This window comes from Humidisolicoccus flavus (assembly GCF_045689595.1).
Taxonomy (GTDB): domain Bacteria; phylum Actinomycetota; class Actinomycetes; order Actinomycetales; family Microbacteriaceae; genus Humidisolicoccus; species Humidisolicoccus flavus.
Window position 1 is genome coordinate 1,940,783 of the sequence record NZ_CP142724.1, and the last position, 18,375, is coordinate 1,959,157.

At 63.8% G+C, this 18,375-nt stretch carries 12 protein-coding genes; 10 read left to right on the plus strand and 2 right to left on the minus strand.

What is annotated here, in order from left to right; all coding sequences use genetic code 11:
• Window positions 1-216: 216 nt before the first annotated feature.
• From U2H20_RS09305 to U2H20_RS09335, 7 genes are all read left to right on the plus strand, one after another.
• Window positions 217-3,480, plus strand: coding sequence for an efflux RND transporter permease subunit (locus U2H20_RS09305; protein ID WP_430592009.1), 3,264 nt, complete (start codon window positions 217-219; stop codon window positions 3,478-3,480).
• Window positions 3,481-3,506: 26 nt separating this feature from the next.
• The gene (locus U2H20_RS09310; RefSeq protein ID WP_430592010.1) at window positions 3,507-5,351 is read left to right on the plus strand and encodes a DUF2510 domain-containing protein; all 1,845 of its coding nucleotides are present in this window, start codon (window positions 3,507-3,509) and stop codon (window positions 5,349-5,351) included.
• 245 nt (window positions 5,352-5,596) lie between these two features.
• A complete protein-coding gene (locus tag U2H20_RS09315; protein ID WP_430592011.1) occupies window positions 5,597-6,889 on the plus strand; it encodes a hypothetical protein in 1,293 nt (430 codons plus the stop codon).
• The gene (locus U2H20_RS09320; RefSeq protein WP_430592012.1) at window positions 6,790-8,202 is read left to right on the plus strand and encodes a DEAD/DEAH box helicase; all 1,413 of its coding nucleotides are present in this window, start codon (window positions 6,790-6,792) and stop codon (window positions 8,200-8,202) included. Before U2H20_RS09315 ends, U2H20_RS09320 begins: the two co-directional genes overlap by 100 nt.
• Before the next feature lie 84 nt (window positions 8,203-8,286).
• Window positions 8,287-9,063: an SDR family oxidoreductase gene (locus U2H20_RS09325; protein ID WP_430592013.1), complete on the plus strand. Its 777-nt coding sequence runs from the start codon at window positions 8,287-8,289 to the stop codon at window positions 9,061-9,063.
• Complete coding sequence (gene recQ, locus U2H20_RS09330; protein ID WP_430592014.1) at window positions 9,030-10,952, plus strand: DNA helicase RecQ; 1,923 nt, start codon at window positions 9,030-9,032, stop codon at window positions 10,950-10,952. The genes U2H20_RS09325 and recQ overlap by 34 nt, the downstream gene beginning before the upstream one ends.
• 2 nt (window positions 10,953-10,954) lie before the next feature.
• Entirely contained in the window at window positions 10,955-11,806 is an 852-nt protein-coding gene (locus U2H20_RS09335; RefSeq protein WP_430592015.1) for an HpcH/HpaI aldolase/citrate lyase family protein, read from the plus strand.
• Between the two features lie 89 nt (window positions 11,807-11,895).
• Here U2H20_RS09335 and U2H20_RS09340 read toward each other — a convergent pair whose 3' ends face one another.
• Window positions 11,896-13,812 carry a DHA2 family efflux MFS transporter permease subunit gene (locus tag U2H20_RS09340; RefSeq protein WP_430592016.1) on the minus strand — a complete coding sequence of 639 codons (1,917 nt, stop codon included), beginning with the start codon at window positions 13,810-13,812 and terminating at the stop codon, window positions 11,896-11,898.
• A gap of 209 nt (window positions 13,813-14,021) precedes the next feature.
• On the opposite strand from U2H20_RS09340, the gene U2H20_RS09345 reads away from it, so the two are divergent.
• Window positions 14,022-14,933: a M15 family metallopeptidase gene (locus tag U2H20_RS09345; RefSeq protein ID WP_430592017.1), complete on the plus strand. Its 912-nt coding sequence runs from the start codon at window positions 14,022-14,024 to the stop codon at window positions 14,931-14,933.
• Between the two features lie 88 nt (window positions 14,934-15,021).
• Window positions 15,022-15,870, plus strand: coding sequence for a hypothetical protein (locus U2H20_RS09350; protein WP_430592018.1), 849 nt, complete (start codon window positions 15,022-15,024; stop codon window positions 15,868-15,870).
• Window positions 15,871-15,930: 60 nt separating this feature from the next.
• Here the strand turns inward: U2H20_RS09350 and U2H20_RS09355 are convergent, their stop codons facing one another.
• On the minus strand, window positions 15,931-16,968 hold the full coding sequence (locus U2H20_RS09355) for a MerR family transcriptional regulator (protein ID WP_430592019.1): 1,038 nt from the start codon (window positions 16,966-16,968) through the stop codon (window positions 15,931-15,933).
• Window positions 16,969-17,034: 66 nt separating this feature from the next.
• Here U2H20_RS09355 and U2H20_RS09360 point away from each other — a divergent pair, with 66 nt between their 5' ends.
• The gene (locus U2H20_RS09360) at window positions 17,035-18,261 is read left to right on the plus strand and encodes a hypothetical protein (protein ID WP_430592020.1); all 1,227 of its coding nucleotides are present in this window, start codon (window positions 17,035-17,037) and stop codon (window positions 18,259-18,261) included.
• The last annotated feature ends 114 nt before the right edge of the window (window positions 18,262-18,375 follow it).

Genomic DNA, 18,375 nt, shown 5'->3' on the forward strand with positions numbered 1-18,375 from the left:
GCATGAAAACCTGCGAGAAATCCGGGTCCACTCTACCATGCGTCCCCCGGAGGTGGCCCGGGACTCATGGCTCGCTCATGGCTCTTGCGAAACGAGTCCTTCGAGTTGAAACCCGCGCAGTCGTTGGCGAAAGCCCTCATTCCCAATATCCTGCGCCAAGAGCGAACTTCACCGCTCTGATTCCCGCCGTTTCCCTCCGACGAGTAGCCTCGGAACGTGCATCTCTTGTCTCGCGTCAGCCTCAAAAACCGTGCTCTCATCGCCCTCATCACCGTGTGTGTCGCCATCTTCGGTGGAGTCGCACTCAACAATCTGAAGGTCGAGCTCGCGCCAGACGTCGAGTTCCCGCAGGTCGCGGTGATCACCGCGTTCCCAGGGGTGTCCCCGGAGATCATCAGCAGTGAGATCACCGAACCGCTCGAAGCTGCGCTGCAGGCTGTTCCAGACCTGGTGTCCACGACGGGAACCTCGAGTTCCGGGTCGAGTGTGATCGCGGCAGAGTTCACCTACGGCGTGAACCTTGCAACGACAGAGCAGCGCGTGCAGCAGATCGTCAACCGAATGCAGGGGCTCCCGGACGGCGTGACGCCACAGGTATTGACCGGCTCGATCGCCGACCTCCCGGTCATCCAAATCGCAGTGACCGGTGGCGAGAATCAGGCGAAGCTCGCCGACGACCTCCAGGTGATCGCCGTGCCCGACCTGCAAGACATTGAGGGTGTTCGAGAGGCAGAGGTTCTCGGTGCACAGAGTTCCCTCGTCCTGATCACGCCGGACCAGGCGGCGCTGGCAGCGGTTGGCCTCAACCAGCAGGCGATCAGCACAGCCATCGACGAGAACGGCACGCTCATTCCCGCCGGCACGGTCGACGAGGGCAGCGACACGCTCACCGTTCAGCTCGGATCACGCCTCGACAGTGTCGACGACATCTCCTCCCTTCCGCTCGTCGGCGCGAACGCCCCAGACGGCGGAGTCGTCACGGTCGGTGACGTTGCGAACGTCGAGCTCACGCAGGAAGAACAGACCTCGATCTCACTCGTGAACGGTGAACAGGCGCTCACGATCTCGATCACGAAGGCCTCCGGTGCCAACACCGTCGATGTCTCGAACCTCGTCACCGAACTCTTGCCGCAGCTGCAGGAGAGCCTCGGTGGAGATGTCGAACTGACGATCGTGTTCGACCAGGCTCCGTACATCGAACAGTCGATTGAGGCGCTCGCGATCGAGGGCGTCCTCGGACTCATCTTCGCGGTGCTCGTCATCCTGATCTTCCTCATGTCGATCCGCTCGACCCTGGTCACTGCGATCTCCATTCCTGTCTCCGTGCTCATCACCTTCGTCGGACTCTGGGCGACCGGGTACTCGATGAACATCCTCACGCTCGGGGCGCTCACGATCTCGATCGGTCGTGTCGTCGATGACTCGATCGTCGTCATCGAGAACATCAAGAGACACTTGCCGCTGCACAAGAAGCGCGGCAGGGCGATCCTCGTCGCCGTCAAGGAGGTCGCTGGCGCGATCACCGCCTCGACCGTGACGACCGTGATCGTCTTCCTCCCGCTCGCATTCGTCGGCGACATCACCGGGGAGCTGTTCCGACCGTTCGCGATCACCGTTTCCATCGCGCTCATCGGTTCGCTGTTCGTCGCGCTCACGATCGTGCCGGTGCTCGCGTACTGGTTCTTGCGAGCGCCGAAGAACGCCGAGATCGTCGACCGACCAGAAGACGAGAAGCCAGACGCGCTCCGACGCCGCTACCTGCCGATCCTCACCTGGACGCTCAAGCGCCCAGCCGCAGTGCTGATCTCCAGCGCAGTCGTCTTCGCAGGAAGCGTTGCAGCCGCGCCGCTCATGGGCCAGAACTTCCTCGGCGACTCCGGCCAGAACACCTTGAGCGTCGATCAGGCGCTCGAACCGGCGGCGAGCCTCGAAACGCGTCTCGCGGCTGCCGAAGAAGTCCAAGCGACCATCTCGGAGATCGAGGGTGTCGAGATCGTTCAGGCGAGCATCGGCGGCGGCGGCGTCTTCGCAGCGTTCACCGGTGGCGGCAGCAGCGGCACCGTCACCTACTCGGTCACGACCGACCCCGCTGTCGATCAGGAAGCACTGCAAGAAACGATCCGTCAAGAACTCGCAGACGCGGACTACGACGGTGACTTCACGGTCGCGACGAGCGGAGGCGGCTTCGGAACCTCCAGCGACATCGCGATCGACATCACCGCGACCTCGCCAGACGACCTGACCGAGGCGAGCCTGGCGCTCGCCGATGAGTTGCGCGGCAACGAGACCGTTGCTCAGGTTTCGACCTCCCTGCAAGAGGCGCAGCCGATCGTCGAGGTTTCGATCGACCGCGACCTGGCTGCTGCCGCGGGCTTCTCCGAACTCCAGGTCGCGGGCATTGTTGCCGCAGCCATGCAGCCTCAGGACGTCGGCACAATTCAGCTCGATGGGCGAGTGGTGACGATCTCCGTCGCAGCATCGCAAACTCCCGAGGACCTTGCGGAACTGCAGAACCTGCAGATCCCGACGCCCGCAGGCCCGGTCGCACTCTCGACGGTTGCGAGTGTCGAACGGGGCGAGGGCCCGGTGAGCGTGTCGACCGCGGACGGTGTTCGCAACGCTTCGGTCACCATCACTCCGGCGAGCGCCGACGTTTCGGCGACCACCGCTGCGGTGCAAGATGCGATCGACTCGGTCGAACTCCCCGCCGGTGCGACCGCCTCGATTGGTGGCGTTGCGACGCAGATCACGGACTCGTTGACCCAGCTCGGGATCGCAGCGCTCATTGCGGTGCTGCTCGTATACATCGTCATGGTCGCGACCTTCAAGAGCATGCTGCAGCCACTGCTGCTCCTGGTCTCCGTGCCATTTGCTGCAACGGGCGCGATCCTCTTGCAACTTGCGACGGGAATCCCGCTCGGTGTCGCCTCGATGGTCGGTGTGCTGATGCTGATCGGTGTCGTGGTGACGAATGCGATCGTGCTCGTCGACCTCGTGAACCAGTATCGGGACCGGGGTATGCGCGTTCGTGAAGCGATCATCGAAGGTTCGCAGCGTCGACTCCGCCCGATCCTGATGACTGCTGCCGCAACGATCTTCGCGCTCATCCCGATGGCGCTCGGTATCACGGGCCATGGTGGCTTCATCTCCCAGCCGCTCGCGATCGTCGTGATCGGTGGCCTCGTGTCATCGACCGTACTGACGCTGATCGTGCTGCCGGTACTGCTGCTCGTGGTCGAGGGAGCGATCGAAAATCGTCGATTGAAGAAGGGTCTCGGGCTCCGCTCGGAGGAGAACGCGGATCTCGACGAGGAACTGCCGGAAGCTCGCTCGAACGAGGCGGTGGAACCGGAGCTCGCCGAGGTTGGAGCCGGGTCGAACGCGAGTGCACGGGCCCGCAAGCCACGCGGCCTGCGCGGGCTCTTCCGCCGTGATCGCTCGACGCGAACTCACGGCAAGCGCAAAGGTCGCGATGGTTGAATAGTCCCCAATAAAGGAGGCTTGTTGTGACGAGTTATTTGATTGTGAACAGCGCGCCTGCAGGGTCTGCGGGCGACTTCACACAACCCCCGACACTCGAACTGGCCGGCGCTCAGTGCAGGCTCGATTGGGGCGATGTCACGATCGAAGTTCCGAGCGGAACGTTCACGGCAACCCTGAAGCTGGAACGCCTCGCGGGAGCGCCAGTCGTCGCGAGCATTGATCTGAACGTCGCGCCCGATCAGGGCGTGCGGATCGCCTTTCACGCGCCTTCGAACGAGCACGAATCCGCCCACGTCCAGCAGACCGGCGCATGGCCGGCCGACGCAGCGATGGCGTACTACGCGGCGCGCGATGCTCGTGCGTTCCCGCAACTGCTCGACCGGCAGGCAGGCGCGACCCGTCCGCCGCAGACCGGTGTGATTCCAGCGACCGTTCCGGACCCGACGACTGCCTTCGGTGGCAACCCGATGCCCTTCGCCGAACAGGCTGATGGACGGGTGGGCGAGCCCTTCCCGAGCGACGAGGCGCCCGAGTCCGCTGCAGGTTCGAACGATCATGCGGCCGTCAACTCCGAGGAAACGCACGGCGGCAACAATGCAGGCAATCCAGCAGAGCCTGTCGAGTCCTCCGTTGAGGGCGACTCTGCTGTTGAATCTCCTTCGGAGCCCGGCTCCGAGTTTGGCCCGGAATCAGTGCCGGAGTCAGCGCCGTCATCTCGCTCCGATGTAGAGACAGAGCACCAGGGCGAAACTGCTTCTCCAGCCGAAGCATCCGACGCAGCTGCCGAACCTGCGGTTTCGCGCGAACAGCAGGATCCACTCGAGCCGAGTGTGCCCGCCGTCGGACCAACGCCGGGCTCTACGGGAAATGTGCCCGAATCAGCGCCCGGCTCCGCTCCCAGTTTCGGAGACGTGCAGAGCGCGGTCATCGAACCAGTCGTTACTTCAAACCCATCGCCCCAGGACTCGAAGGTGAACGCGGCTGAAGGTGGCGCTTCGTTCGGTGCGGGTCAAGCAGGATTCGGTCCCGACCGAGTTGAGGCCCACGATGAAGCAGGGTCGGCTCAGGGCAGTGCGGCGGCCTTCACGGGGCAGCAGCACGGTGAGCAGGCGCAGCAGGCAGGCGCCCAGCAGGCAAGCGCCCAGCAGGCAAGCGCCCCGCAGTATCCGGCCGGCCAGCAGAGCTCGTCCGGCCAGCAGGGCCAGCAGGGTCAGTTTGGCCAGCAGGGTCAGTTCGGTCAGCAGGGCCAATCAGGTCCGTTTGGTCAGCCCAATCAGCCGCAGCAGTACCCCGCTGCTCAGCAGCCGGTTCAACCCGGCGAGCACTTCGGGCAGCAGGGCCAGCCTGGGCAACCAGGGCAGCAGGGCCAGCCGAATCAGTTCGCGCAGACCGGCCAGCCCGGACCGCAGCACCAGCCCAGTCAGGGCGGCCAATTCGGCCAGCAGGGACAGCCCGGTCAGCCGGGCCAGCAGGGACGGCCCGGCCAGCCCGGACAGCCCGGACAGCCCGGCCAGCAACACCAGCCAGGTCAGTACGGCCATCAGGGCCAGCAGTTCGCGCAGGGAAACCAGCAGTTCGGTGGCCAGAACACCCAGTACCCCCAACAGGGACAGCAGGGAAATCTGCAGTCGCATCAGGGCCAGGGTGGCGCCCAGAGCGCGGTTCCGCCGATCCCAACTCCAACTCAGTTCGAGCATGCGACGGCGCAGTACGCCCAGCAGCAACAGGTGCCGCAGCAGCACGTTCCGCAGCAAGCGCCCGCTGCTGGCTGGTATCCGGATCCCGCCCGCCGAGCCGAACTTCGCTGGTTCGACGGCCGCGAATGGAGCCGTCACGTGATTCGTGGCGGCGTGCAACAGTTCGACTGAACTCACGCCCGCGAATAGGGACATGACCGAGCGCCTCTCCTGGTAATTCTCCGGGGGAGGCGTTAGTCTTGTTCGGTCGGCTTGAGACGGCGCGGTGTCGCGCCAAGCGGTGTGAGTGTCTCGTGGCCGGATTCACCAGCAGTCGCTGGGGGAGAAACAATCCCATACGTGCCACAGGCGATCAGTACATTTCTACTTCGATTGCGCACGCTTACGCCAGAGAGATTCAATGCCCAATTATTCAAATGGGTCGCCCGAGCGCGCCCACTCAGATTCCCGATCGCAGAAATCCGGAAGCCGAAGCCCGAAGCACCGCGGATACCGCGAAGAGGCTCCGAAGAAAGAACGCTGGTCGAACGAAGATCGCGAGCGACGCGGCGGAAGCCGCCCAAACCACGGTCGCTCGAACGACCGTGACAACGGCCGCGCATCGAAGCGTCCTGACTGGCGTCCTTTCGAAAAAGACTCCCGCTCACGCGGCGCCGCGCCCCACGGGCGACGTTTCGACCGTGACGAGCGCCCCTCGCGTGACGATCGCGGACCACGTTCCTTCGACCGCAACGACGGTGGACCACGTTCGTTCGATCGCAACGACCGTTCTGGTCGCGACGACCGCGCTCCTCGTTCCTTCGATCGCAACGACCGTGCACCTCGTCGCTTCGACCGTGACGAGCGCCCCTCGCGCGACGACCGTGGACCGCGTTCCTTCGATCGCAACGACCGCTCTGGTCGCGACGACCGCGCTCCTCGCTCGTTCGATCGCAACGACCGTGCGCCACGACGCTTTGATCGTGATGAGCGTCCCTCGCGTGATTCGCGTGATTCACGTGCGCCGCGTTCCTTTGATCGCAACGACCGTCCAGGTCGCGATGACCGCGCTCCTCGTTCCTTTGACCGCAACGACCGCGGACCACGTTCCTTCGACCGGAATGACCGTCCAGCGCGTGACGACCGTGCGCCACGACGTTTCGATCGTGACGAGCGTCCGTCGCGTGATTCACGTGATTCACGTGCGCCGCGTTCCTTCGATCGCAACGACCGTGGACCACGTTCCTTCGACCGCAACGACCGTTCAGGTCGCGACGACCGCGGGTCACGCTCATTCGATCGCAGCGATCGCAATGACCGACCAGCCCGCGACGATCGCGCCCCTCGGTATTACGAGCGCAGCGACAGTGCACCGCGCTCAGCTGCTCGCACCGAGCGCCCGGCCCGCGACGACCGCGCACCTCGCAGTTTCGACCGGAGCGATCGCCCGGCTCGCACCGAGCGCCCGGCCCGCGAGGACCGTTTCAACCGCGACAGCCGCCCGGCCCGTTCCTTCGACCGTCCGGAGCGTTCGCGCCCGGAGCGCAACGAACGCGATGAGCAGCCGAACCGCGACTCGATCTATTACCCGAGCAAAGAAGCGCAACCCTTCGTCGAACAAGACGACGTCGTGCTCGATCGGCTCGATGCGAAGGAGACCTCCGCGCTCGACATCGAAGGTGTCGACTTCGCAAGCCTCGGGCTCGGCGCAGGCATCATCGGTGCGCTGACCGGGCTCGGTGCAGAACGCCCCTTCCCGATTCAGGCCGCGACGATTCCCGATGTACTCGCTGGGCACGACGTGCTCGGACGAGGACGCACGGGAAGTGGAAAGACCATCGCCTTTGCAGCGCCCATCGTGGAGCTCTTGCTCCGCAACCGCCCGGAACGTCGCGAAATCGGTCGCGCACCGCGCGCGCTGATCCTGGCACCGACGCGGGAATTGGCAATGCAGATCGACCGCACCGTGCAATCCGTTGCTCGCGCCGTCGGAATCTTCACGACCACGGTGGTCGGTGGCGTGCGCCAGGCATCACAGGTGCAGGCGCTGCGTCGCGGCGTCGACATCCTGATCGGCACCCCCGGACGCATCGAGGACCTCGCCGAACAGGGGCACCTGAACCTCGGTGCTGTTGAAATCGCGGTGCTCGACGAGGCTGACCACATGTGCGACCTCGGGTTCCTTGAGCCTGTGCAGCGTCTGCTGCGCCGCACTCGCCCGGGCAATCAGAAGCTCCTGTTCAGCGCCACGCTCGACCAGGGTGTTGCTGCGCTCGTGAAGGAGTTCCTCGAGAACCCGCAGATTCACGAAGTCGCCGGTGAAACCCAGGAGACCGGGACCATCGAGCACCGAGTGCTCGTTGCCGATCGGTACGACAAGGATGCGGTGCTCGACCAGATCGTGCGGAACCCCGGGCGAATCATCGTGTTCACGAGAACTCGTGCCTACGCCGAGCGTCTCGCGGAGCAGTTCGAAGACGCGGGCATCGCATGCACGAGTCTCCACGGAGACCTGCCGCAGGGCCGTCGCACACGAAACCTGCAGCTGTTGACGAAGGGCAAGGTCGATGTCATCGTCGCGACCGATGTCGCAGCCCGCGGTATTCACGTCGACGACATTGCGCTCGTCGTCCAGGCTGATCCACCAGACGAGTACAAGACCTACATGCACCGTTCCGGTCGCACCGGTCGTGCCGGCAACCTCGGTCAGGTTGTTACGGTCATCGCGCCGAGTCGTCGGGCTCGGATGCAGCAGTTGCTGCAGCGTGCCGAGATCACCGCGCCGATGATCCCGGTCGTCCCTGGCGACGACCTGCTCGACAATCTGACGGGGACGCCCGCAAGCGCGAGCTTCGTCGACGACGAATTCGAGGCCGCCGACGCGATCGAGACTGCACGCTCGTTCGACGCAGGTCACGCCATCGAGGCCGACTCGGGTGTGAACGCTGAGACATCTGTCGAGGCCGACTCCGCAGCCGATACCGATGACGAATCATCCACAACTGAAATCGTGTCCGCAGAGACCGAGCAGAACAAAGAATAGAAACATCTCGACGAACCCGCAGAATTGGTGCTGTTGCACTCAGTTCTGCGGGTTTCTCGCTGTACCGTTGCAGGAGGGGTGATCATGAATATTGCAGTCATCGGAGGCACCGGCCTCATCGGAAGAAAGGTCGTTCGACGACTCGCGCGCGCTGGGCATTCCCCGGTCGCGGTCTCTCGTTCCGGCCGGAGCATTGCAGGCTCGCTCGCCGCGACTGCCGACATCGTGCTGGGTGACGGCCTCGCCGAAGCATTCGAGGGTGTCGAACTCGTCATCGACGTTTCGAACACCTCAAACCCGCTCGATGCCCGCGTGTTCACTGTCGGTGCTCGGAACGTGATCGACGCCGCGGTCGAGGCCGGGGTTCGACGCTCGATCGTCTTGTCGATCGTTGGCGTTCAAAGCAGCAATTACTTGTATCACCGCCGGAAGGCAGACCAGGAGGTCGCCTACGCGGAATCCGCGCTCGACACGACGGTGGTAAGGGCCTCGCAGTTCCACGAATTTCCGGTCAGCTTCTTCGAGGCCGGGGCAGCGCTCGGTGCGATTCCTGTGTTCCTCGGCGCACGGTTCCAAACCGTCGATTCCGGTGAAGTCGCCGACCTGATCGTCGCCCAGGTCGATGAACCCGTTGACGGTGGGCTCGTCGAGATCGCTGGTCCGAAGGTGCAGGTTTCGCGAGATCTTGCGAAGATCTGGCGGGATCAGAAGCGAGCACGAGGCCTGATCGTGAACGGCCCCTTCCCTCCACAGTTGTTGAAGTTCTTCCGCGACGGCGCCAATCTTGCTGGGCCAGACACTGTTCTCGGAACGCGAGGGTTCGCCGAATGGCTCGAAACCTCCGACCGGACGCCACGCTAATTTCTCCGGGGAACGCCTCGCCGGCGACGCTGGCTGAGCGCGCGCTCGAAATCCTGCAGCGCGTTTGGGGCTATGACGAGTTTCGCAGCGAGCAGGCGGCGATCATTTCGACAGTTGCCGCAGGCAACGACGCCCTCGTGCTCATGCCGACGGGTGGTGGAAAGAGCCTCTGCTACCAGATACCTGCGCTCGTCCGCCCCGGGGTCGGGGTTGTGCTCAGCCCACTGATCGCGCTCATGCACGACCAGGTTTCCGCGCTCGAACAACTCGGAGTCCGAGCCGCATTCTTGAACTCTTCGCAGAGCGCTGAAGACCGCCAGGTAGTGCACACGGCAGTCCTCGCGGGCGAGATCGACCTGTTGTACCTCGCACCCGAGCGTCTGCAGAGCGCGATGAGCCTGCTCGATCGAGCAGAGATCTCGCTGTTTGCGATCGATGAAGCGCACTGCGTTGCGCAATGGGGCCATGACTTCAGGCCCGAATATTTGAACCTCAGCGTGCTGCATGATCGGTGGCCTTCGGTCCCGCGAATCGCACTGACAGCAACAGCAACTGCGGACACCCGGCGTGAGATCGCAGAGCGCCTCCAGCTCAACGACGCGACCGCGTTCGTAGCAAGCTTCGACCGGCCGAATATCCAGTACCGGATCGAGCCGAAGAAAGAACCGAAGCAACAGTTGCTTTCGCTGATCCAGAGGGAGCATCCGGGCGAGGCGGGGATCGTGTACTGCCTGAGTCGTGCCTCTGTCGAGAAGACAGCGGAGTGGTTGCAGTCCCGCGGAATTGAGGCGCTCCCGTACCATGCTGGCCTCGACCAGCGCACGAGAGCAGAACACCAGCGACGGTTCTTGCAGGAAGACGGCATCGTCATGACCGCGACGATTGCGTTCGGCATGGGCATCGACAAGCCGGACGTCCGGTTCGTGGCACACCTCGACCTCCCGAAGAGCATCGAGGGGTACTACCAAGAGACCGGTCGAGCCGGTCGCGATGGTCTGCCCTCGACCGCATGGCTCGCCTACGGGCTCGGTGACGTGGTCCAGCAACGCCGCATGATCGAAGAGGGCGAGGGCGACACGTTTCGAAAGCGCGCGCAATCGCTGCATCTCGACGCCATGCTCGCACTCTGCGAAACGATCACGTGTCGGAGGCAGCAGTTGCTCTCCTACTTCGGGCAGGCGAGCGAGCCCTGCGGCAACTGTGACAATTGCCTTACCCCGCCGCAAACCTGGGACGGGACGATCGCAGCGCAGAAGCTCCTGTCCACGGTGGTTCGACTCGATCGCGAGTTCCGCCAGTCGTTCGGCGCTGGACATCTCATCAACATCCTCCTCGGCAAGGAAACTCCGAGAGTGCTCGCCCGAGGTCACACCGCTCTGCGAACCTTCGGGATCGGAGCCGAGCTCAGCGAGGCCGAATGGCGAACCGTGGTTCGGCAGCTCCTCGCGCGCGGCCTGCTGCAAGTGCGCGGCGAGTACGGTGTCCTCGGGATCACGACTGCAAGCGCCGCAGTGCTCGCGGGCGAGGTCGCAGTGCTGTTCCGCACTGAACCCGAGCGGGCGAGAGCACGCGCTCGCAGCGCCTCCAAGGCAGCGGCACTCGATCTCGAACCCGGCGCCGCGGAACTGTTCGAACAGCTTCGGCAGTGGCGTGCAGGGGTTGCAAAGGCGGCGAACGTGCCTGCATACGTGGTCTTCAAAGACGCCACGATGGCTGAAATCGCATCGCGACGACCCTCGTCACTTGACGAGCTGGCGCAAGTGAGCGGGATCGGCGAATCAAAACTCGAACGGTACGGCACTGCGGTGCTGCAAGTGGTTGCGCACGGAAGCGTGCCCGCCGAGGAGATTCCGGCTACCGTTGATTTCGAACTCGAGACAGAAAGCTGAGCATGACAACGCAAATTTCGCCACAGATCGCCAGGTCGTGGCTGCTCGTTCCAGCATCGCACCCCGAACTCTTCGAGGTCGCGCTGCAGAGCAACGCCGACGCGATCATCATTGACATGGAAGACGCGGTTGCCGCGAACGACAAGAAGGCAGCACGCAAGGCGACCGTCGACTGGCTGAACTCCGGCCACCGTGCCTGGGTGCGCATCAACGACGCTTCAAGCGACTTCTGGAACGACGACTGCGCGGCGATGAAGAAAGCCGATGGTCTTGAGGGCGTCATGCTGGCGAAGAGCGAGAGCTCCTCGCACATCGACGACACGGCAGATCGCCTACCGGACGACACACGGATTCTCGCGCTCGTCGAGACTGCGCGCGGTATCCAGAACGTGGAGCAGATCGCGAATGCGCCGGCGACCTTCCGCATCGCTTTCGGAACCGGCGACTTCCGTCGGGACACGGCGACGAGCGACGATCCCTTGGCGCTCGCCTACGCTCGAAGCCGTTTGGTCATCGCCTCGCGCGCGGCGCGCCTCCCCGCACCGATCGATGGACCGACACTCGACTTCGACAAGCTTCCAGCGGGTACGCTCCACGCGCACGCAATGGGAATGAGCGGCAAGCTCTGCCTCACGCACGAGCACACGGCGACGATCAACGAGGGCATGAGCCCGAGCGAGGAAGACGTCAACTGGGCGGTTGCGTTCATTCAGGCCTTCCGCGATTCCGGTGGAAAGATCACCGACGGCAGTGACCTGCCGCGGCTTGCCCGCGCGCAGAAAATCCAGCAGCAGGCGGCCGACTTCGGTCTCGTTGCTGACGAGACGGTCCGCGTGAGCGCCTCAGGCTACTAGGACATTCGGGGCAGCACATGCATTGTGCTGCGCAACGACGAAAGGCCAGGACGATTGCTCGTCCTGGCCTTTCGTGCTCAATGTGAGGATTAGTTAAAGGCGTCCTTTGCGGCGTCTTTCACGTTTTCGCCAGCCTGCTTCGCGTTGGCCTTGGCCTGGTCGGCCTTACCCTCTGCCTGCAGACGCTCGTTATCGGTCAGGTTGCCGACGCCTTCTTTTGCCTTACCGACTGCCTCTTCGGCACTGTTACTGATCTTGTCTCCGAGACCCATAGTGTCCTCCTCAATTGGTGATGCTTCTTGTGTCATCACAGTAGTTTCAATACCTGTACCCCGCAAGGAAGAACCGTCCCCCTCCGCTATTGGCGAAATATCGATCGCCCCAGTGCCACCGGCTTCTGCGGACAGCGCTTCGGCCATGGCGCTCTTCGCGCGGAGCGGGGGAGTGCGGAACATGAGTGAGAGGACGAACGCAACCGCTGCGACGCACATTGCGATGAAGAACACTGAAACCGTCGCGCTTGCGAAACCGTCGAGGAACGGTGCGGTGAGGCGCGAATCGGCGGAGTTCAAGAAGGAGGAGTCGCCACTGAGTGCGTCGCCGATCTTGCTCGGGTCCTGCAGAATGGCAAGGATCGAGGCGTTGTTCGGGTCGGCGAGCACGGTCGGGTCCTGCGACGCCGTCTGCAATTGCGCGACGAGTTCCGGCTTTGCGAATGCTGCCGAGAGGGTGTCCGGCAGGCGCGTGTAGAGCACAGAGAACACGACCGCGGTGCCGAGCGTGCCACCCAATTGACGGAAGAACGTGGCCGAGCTCGTCGCAACTCCCATGTCACGAGCGTTCACCGAGTTCTGTGCAGCAATGGTGAGCGTCTGCATGAGCTGACCGAGGCCGAGCCCGAGCACGAACATTGCCGTCAGCAGGAACCACAGCGGGGTGTCGAAGTGCAGTTGCGTGAGCAGGAAGAAGGCGACCGTCATCAGTGCGGTGCCGAGGATCGGGAACATCCGATACTTGCCGGTGCGCGAGATCAACTGACCCGAACCGATCGAGGCGATCATGAGGCCGAGGATCATCGGGAGCATCAGCCAGCCGGCCTGCGTCGGGTCTGCGCCGACGACAAGTTGCAGGTACAGCGGGATCATCATCATGCCGCCGAACATTCCGAAGCCGACCAGGACGCCGATGATGGTCGCCATCGAGAACGTCGAGGAACGGAAGAGCTTCAGCGGGATCAGCGCGTCGTCGCCCATCGAGCGTTCGATCACGATGAAGGCGATCGTGCCGATCGTGGCGAGGGCGTAGCAGAGCATCGCGGAGGGTGAGCTCCAGCCCCAGGTGCGGCCGAGCTCCGCAACGAGCAGGAGCGGAACGACAGCGAGCACGATTGCCGCGGCACCCCACCAGTCGATCCGCACGTGGCGGCCGAGCTTCGGAATGTGGAGGTGACGGAACACGACCCAGAGTGCAACGACGCCGATCGGAAGGTTCACCAGGAAGACCCAGCGCCAGCCGTCGATGCCGAGAATCATGTCGGAGCCGGCGAGGAGACCGCCGACGAGTGGGCCGAGCAAGCTCGAGACGCCGAAGACGGCGAGGAAGTAGCCCTGGTACTTCGCGCGCTCACGCGGTGCGAGCACGTCGGCCATGATCGTCAGCGGCAGAGACATCAGGCCACCTGCGCCAAGGCCCTGCATGGCACGGAATGCCGAGAGCTGAATCATGTCCTGACTGAACGCGCTGAGCGCGCTTCCGATGAGGAAGAGCACGATTGCGATCAGGAAGAGCGGGCGCCGACCGAAGATGTCGCTGAGTTTGCCGTAAATCGGCATGACGATCGTCGAGACGATGAGGAAGGCCGTGGTGACCCACGCTTGCAAACTCAGTCCATTGAGGTCGTCCGCGATGGTTCGCATTGCGGTGCCGACGACGGTCTGATTGAGCGATGAGAGGAACATCGCGACCATGAGGCCAACGATGACGAGTTTGATTTCTTGTTTCGTCATCAATCCGGGTGTCGCTGCAGGCTTGGTTTCGCCTTGAGCGCGCGTTGAAGGGAGAGTCATTGCATCCTTGGAGAGTCTTTGCACTGCGAGAATTATTGCAGTGACTGCAACTTTACACCCTCCGAATGAATTCTGCTACCGAATCTTGCCCTCCGACGCGGCTTGCCGTCGTCGGCAACCTCTCATTTTCGACACCTAGACTGCTCACTATGCTCAGCTCGGCGTCACGCACCAATTCCACCCACACAGCGACCGCACCCGGAATCTCGAAGTTCCGCGGGATGCGAGTTGCGCTCGCCGTCTCGACCGGCGCGGTGCTCTTCGCCCTCACCGGCTGCGTCTCCGACGCCGAGGTCGAACCGACGACACCCGCGCCCACGAGCGCGACCCCGACACCAACGCCAACACCAACACCGACGCCGGAGTCGAGCCCCAGCGAAGCGCCCGAGGAGACCCCGATCGAACCCGACGTTTCGGTCGTGCCCGAAGATCCTGCTCCGGAAGAGCCCGCCCCGGCGCCGGCCCCAGACGCTGGATCGATCGACGACGCCCTCAGTCTCGGTGTCGTGGTCAACAAGCAGCGCCCGCTCAACCCGCAGGATTACGTGCCGAATGTCGTTCCCGTCTCGATCTCCCAGTCGGGAGGCCAGAGCGTTCGGCCAGAAGTCGATGCGGCCTTGAACGAGCTGAACGCTGGCATGACCGCTGCGATCAACGAGGGCGTCTTGGTCTTCTCCTCCTACCGTTCGTTCAACCGGCAAACCGAGTTGTACAACGGCTACGTGGCGCAATACGGTCAGGCCTCGGCCGACCGCACGAGCGCGCGACCCGGCCACAGTGAGCACCAAACCGGCCTCGCCGTCGATGTCGTGGGCACGGGTGGCGCGTGCCGACTCGACGTGTGCTTTGGCGGCACGAACGCAGGACAGTGGATCGCAGCCAATGCCTGGCAGTACGGCTTCATCGTTCGATACCCAGATGGTCTGCAGGGCACGACCGGCTTCCACTACGAGCCATGGCACCTGCGGTTCGTCGGGGTTGAGACGGCCACTGCAATGCACAACGGCGGGATCGCAACGCTCGAGGAGTATCACGGGCTCCCTGCGGCGGCTGACTACTGATCCCGTCGAACCGATCCTTCGCCCGGGTGAGGCTCGGAGCGCGGGCGATTTCGGTATGGGTATGCGGAGTGTCGAAAGCGAGGACCGCATGTCGGAACATGGTGACGCCGCGGGAGATGACCTGATGCTGCGCAGTGTGCTGCTCGTCGGCTACGGAAAACTTGGGTCGCAACTGGGGCAACGGTTGATCGACCGTGGAATTCGTGTCGCGGGATTGCGTCGGAGTGCGCACGTGTCGGAGTCGCGGGTGCAACTGATTCCGTTCGATCTCATGCAGGAATCGGCTGATCAGCTCGAAGCGTTCGACGCGATGGTGATCACCATCACTCCGTCAATCGGTTCTCCCTCGTTCGACGACGGCTACGTCCGTGCGCTCCAGAACCTTCGCCGTGCTCTGCCATCGATCCCCGCGCGAACGATCTTCGTCTCGTCGACCGGTGTTTTCGACTCGGAGTATGGCGATGAACCGATCACCGAGCTCGTGCACCCCGAGCCGCGCACGAAGCGATCGCAGACCCTGCTCGATGGCGAGACCGTCGCGAAGCAATTGTTCAACGCGCTCATTGTTCGTCCGACCGGGATCTACGGCGCGGAGCGAGACTTTCTCATCCGGAAGGTGCTGGCCGGCGAACCTGCAGACTTCGGCCGCGTGACGAACCGCGTGCACGATGTCGATCTCGCCCGAGCACTGGAACGAATGCTCCTGAGCGCACACCCACCGGCGCTCGTGCACGCGGTCGACGAACGACCGGCGAGCCTCGGCGAGGTCGTCGGATTCATCGCGAGCGAGCTCGGAGTGCCCGCCCCTCCTCGCGCAGACTCCGCCGACAGCCCACGGCGCGTGTTCGACGGCTCGAAATTCCGCGAGCTGCTCGGCGCGCTCGAGTACCCGTCATTCGAAGCGGGGTATCGCCAGATGGTGGCAGAGCGGCGCTGAGCGGTGGCGCGGGCTGGTGTCGACGGAATCAGGCTGTCGCGAGTCGATTGGTCGAGATGCTCACTGAGCACCCGGACCCGCGGTGATGTCGAAGACATCGATCGGAGCAGCCCCTGGATCGAACATCGAGGTCGAAGCGACCCTTCGGCGAGCAGATTCGCGCAGCACGTCGCCGCCCTGTTCTGCGATGCGTTGGGCGAAGGCGATCGTCGAAAGGTACGAGAGCGTCGTGTCGGCGAGGCCGGTATCGTCGATCGGTGATTCTTCCGGGCTGGAGTAGACGAGTTCGATCCGACTCGGGAGCGTTCCAGCCACCACCCGCACGGTGCCCGCTGCGTCCGTCACGACTGCGCGCTGCACCGCGTCGAGTTGCGCCTGGCTGAGGGGTTCCGCCACCCGGTGAGCGAGTCGCATCCACATTCGGCTGTCCTGTTCGGTCGTGGTCCAGGTTTCCTCGACCAGCTCGATTTCTTGCGCACCAAGCGCCGAAAGGAGGGCCTGATCGAGCGTTGGCAGATCTGCAGCCAGGCCCGAGAAGGTCTCCTCGAGTTCGTCCGTCTGCGTGGTGACGTCGAAGGGGACGTCGATACCGACCCAATGTGCTGGGCCGGAAGGACGCTCTGTCACGGTGAGCGCCGTGGCATCGCCCTGCACCACTCGTTCTGCGAGGTCGAGGTAGAAGTCCTCAAGGGTTCTGCGGAGTGCGAGCTTTGCTCGGTGGTCGTCGAATTGGTAGCGACTGTCGATTTCGAGCGCGTCGAGGGGGATCCGCGCCCGACGAAGCAGATCGAGCGCGATCCCATCGCGAAGCTGTTGAACGGAATACGAGCGGTAGCCGGTCGAGGCATCGATCTCGACCGGAACGATCAAGCCACGCTCGCCATAGAGGCGGAGCGCCTTCTCGGTGAGTCCGGTCAGTGCTCGGAAGCGACCTGCTGAAAACGTGGGGGTATTGATGTGCATGTCTTCCACTGTGGGGCACGCCCAAGGGGCGAGGTCAACTCGGCTCCGATATTCGTCGATTTCGGCGGCCTTGCGGGGGAGCAGTGGCACCGCGAAGAGGCAGAGCACGACGAACACCAGGATCATCACCAGCATGGTGCCCAGCACCTGCGAGAATGGCGCCGGGGCCCGAAGTCACCGGGGATTTCCAGGAAGCAAGGTATGGCGAACCCATCACGGGACACGGATCGAGAAGCGGTCAATGCGCTCGGCGTGCCACCGACGGTGTTGGCCGAAATCGCGGCGCGACGCTGGGATCTTCATCCGGCCATTGCAGCCAACCCCAGTGCCTCGCCGGAACTCCTTGCGTGGATCCGTGGAGTGAATCCGGCAGGCGTGGTGCCACAGCAGCAAGGCGCTGCTCCGCAGTGGTCCACGTCGCATCATCCAGGCCAGGGGAGAGCAGCGTCGTCGGGCATCGGCGCGTTACCCGTGCACCTCGCTCCCAATGCCTTTCCGAGGCAGCACGCGCGTCCACCTGTGCCTGCGCGTCGGAGCAGCGCCGGATGGTGGTTCGCTGGTTGTGGATGCCTCGCGGTCGCAGCGCTCGTCATTGTCGTCCTCGTCATGTCATTCGGTCTTGGCGCGGCCCTGCTGCCCTCGAGCACCCAGGGCAATCCCGTGCAGCCTCAGCCGCAACAGCCTCAACCGCAACAGCCGCAGGCGACGACCGATTCGGGGGTCGCAGCGCAGATCGCACTGTTCCGAGCCGACCAGGCGCGGATCAACGAACTCGCGGCGCAACTCGAGGGAAACCCTGTCGCACCGCTCGTCGCAGATCTTCGGAACTTCCGTCTGGATGAAAAACGCGCTGACGACCCGACCATCGGCATCTACGAGGCGAAACCGATTGCCGAGCGAGCTGCTGCGCTCCGCGTTTCACTCGAGGAGAGTATCGCCAAAGCTGAAGCGCGCCGAACGAACGCTTCAGGTTCGCTGACCGAGGGCATCGTCGACGCGGCAGGCAACGGGTTCATCGACATTCAGTGGGACGCAGCCACTGCGTGTTCTTCCCAGGCGGCGCCCGGCAGAGAGAACATCGGCTGCGTGAAAGCTTCTGACCCCTTGACCGTGCACCTGTTGCCGGAGCAGGAGGTCGGCAGCGTCTGGATGAACGAGATGCTCGTGACCCACGAGCTTGCGCACGTCTACCAGCACGCAGACGACCTCGGCGCTGATGATTACTCCGGGGCGTACCACGACCTCCTCGCGCAGGGCCATTTCCAAGGCAGCAAAGAGGTCATGGCAGATTGCTTCGCGCTCACCGTGTACGACCGCTGGTCGCTCACCAATGGAACGGAGAGTCAAGGCAACGGCTACGTCTGCAACGAGGCAGAACGCCAAGTCCTTCGTGAGTGGGCGGCGAGCCTTAACGTGCAAATGGGCTGAGCCCATTCTGCGATCGCGAACAGAACGCCGCGCGCGGTCGTACGGAACGCGCTGCAGCCGTCGTCAAGGCATTCGCGGAGGCAACCACCGAGCGCTCCAGCACGAATCCGCTGC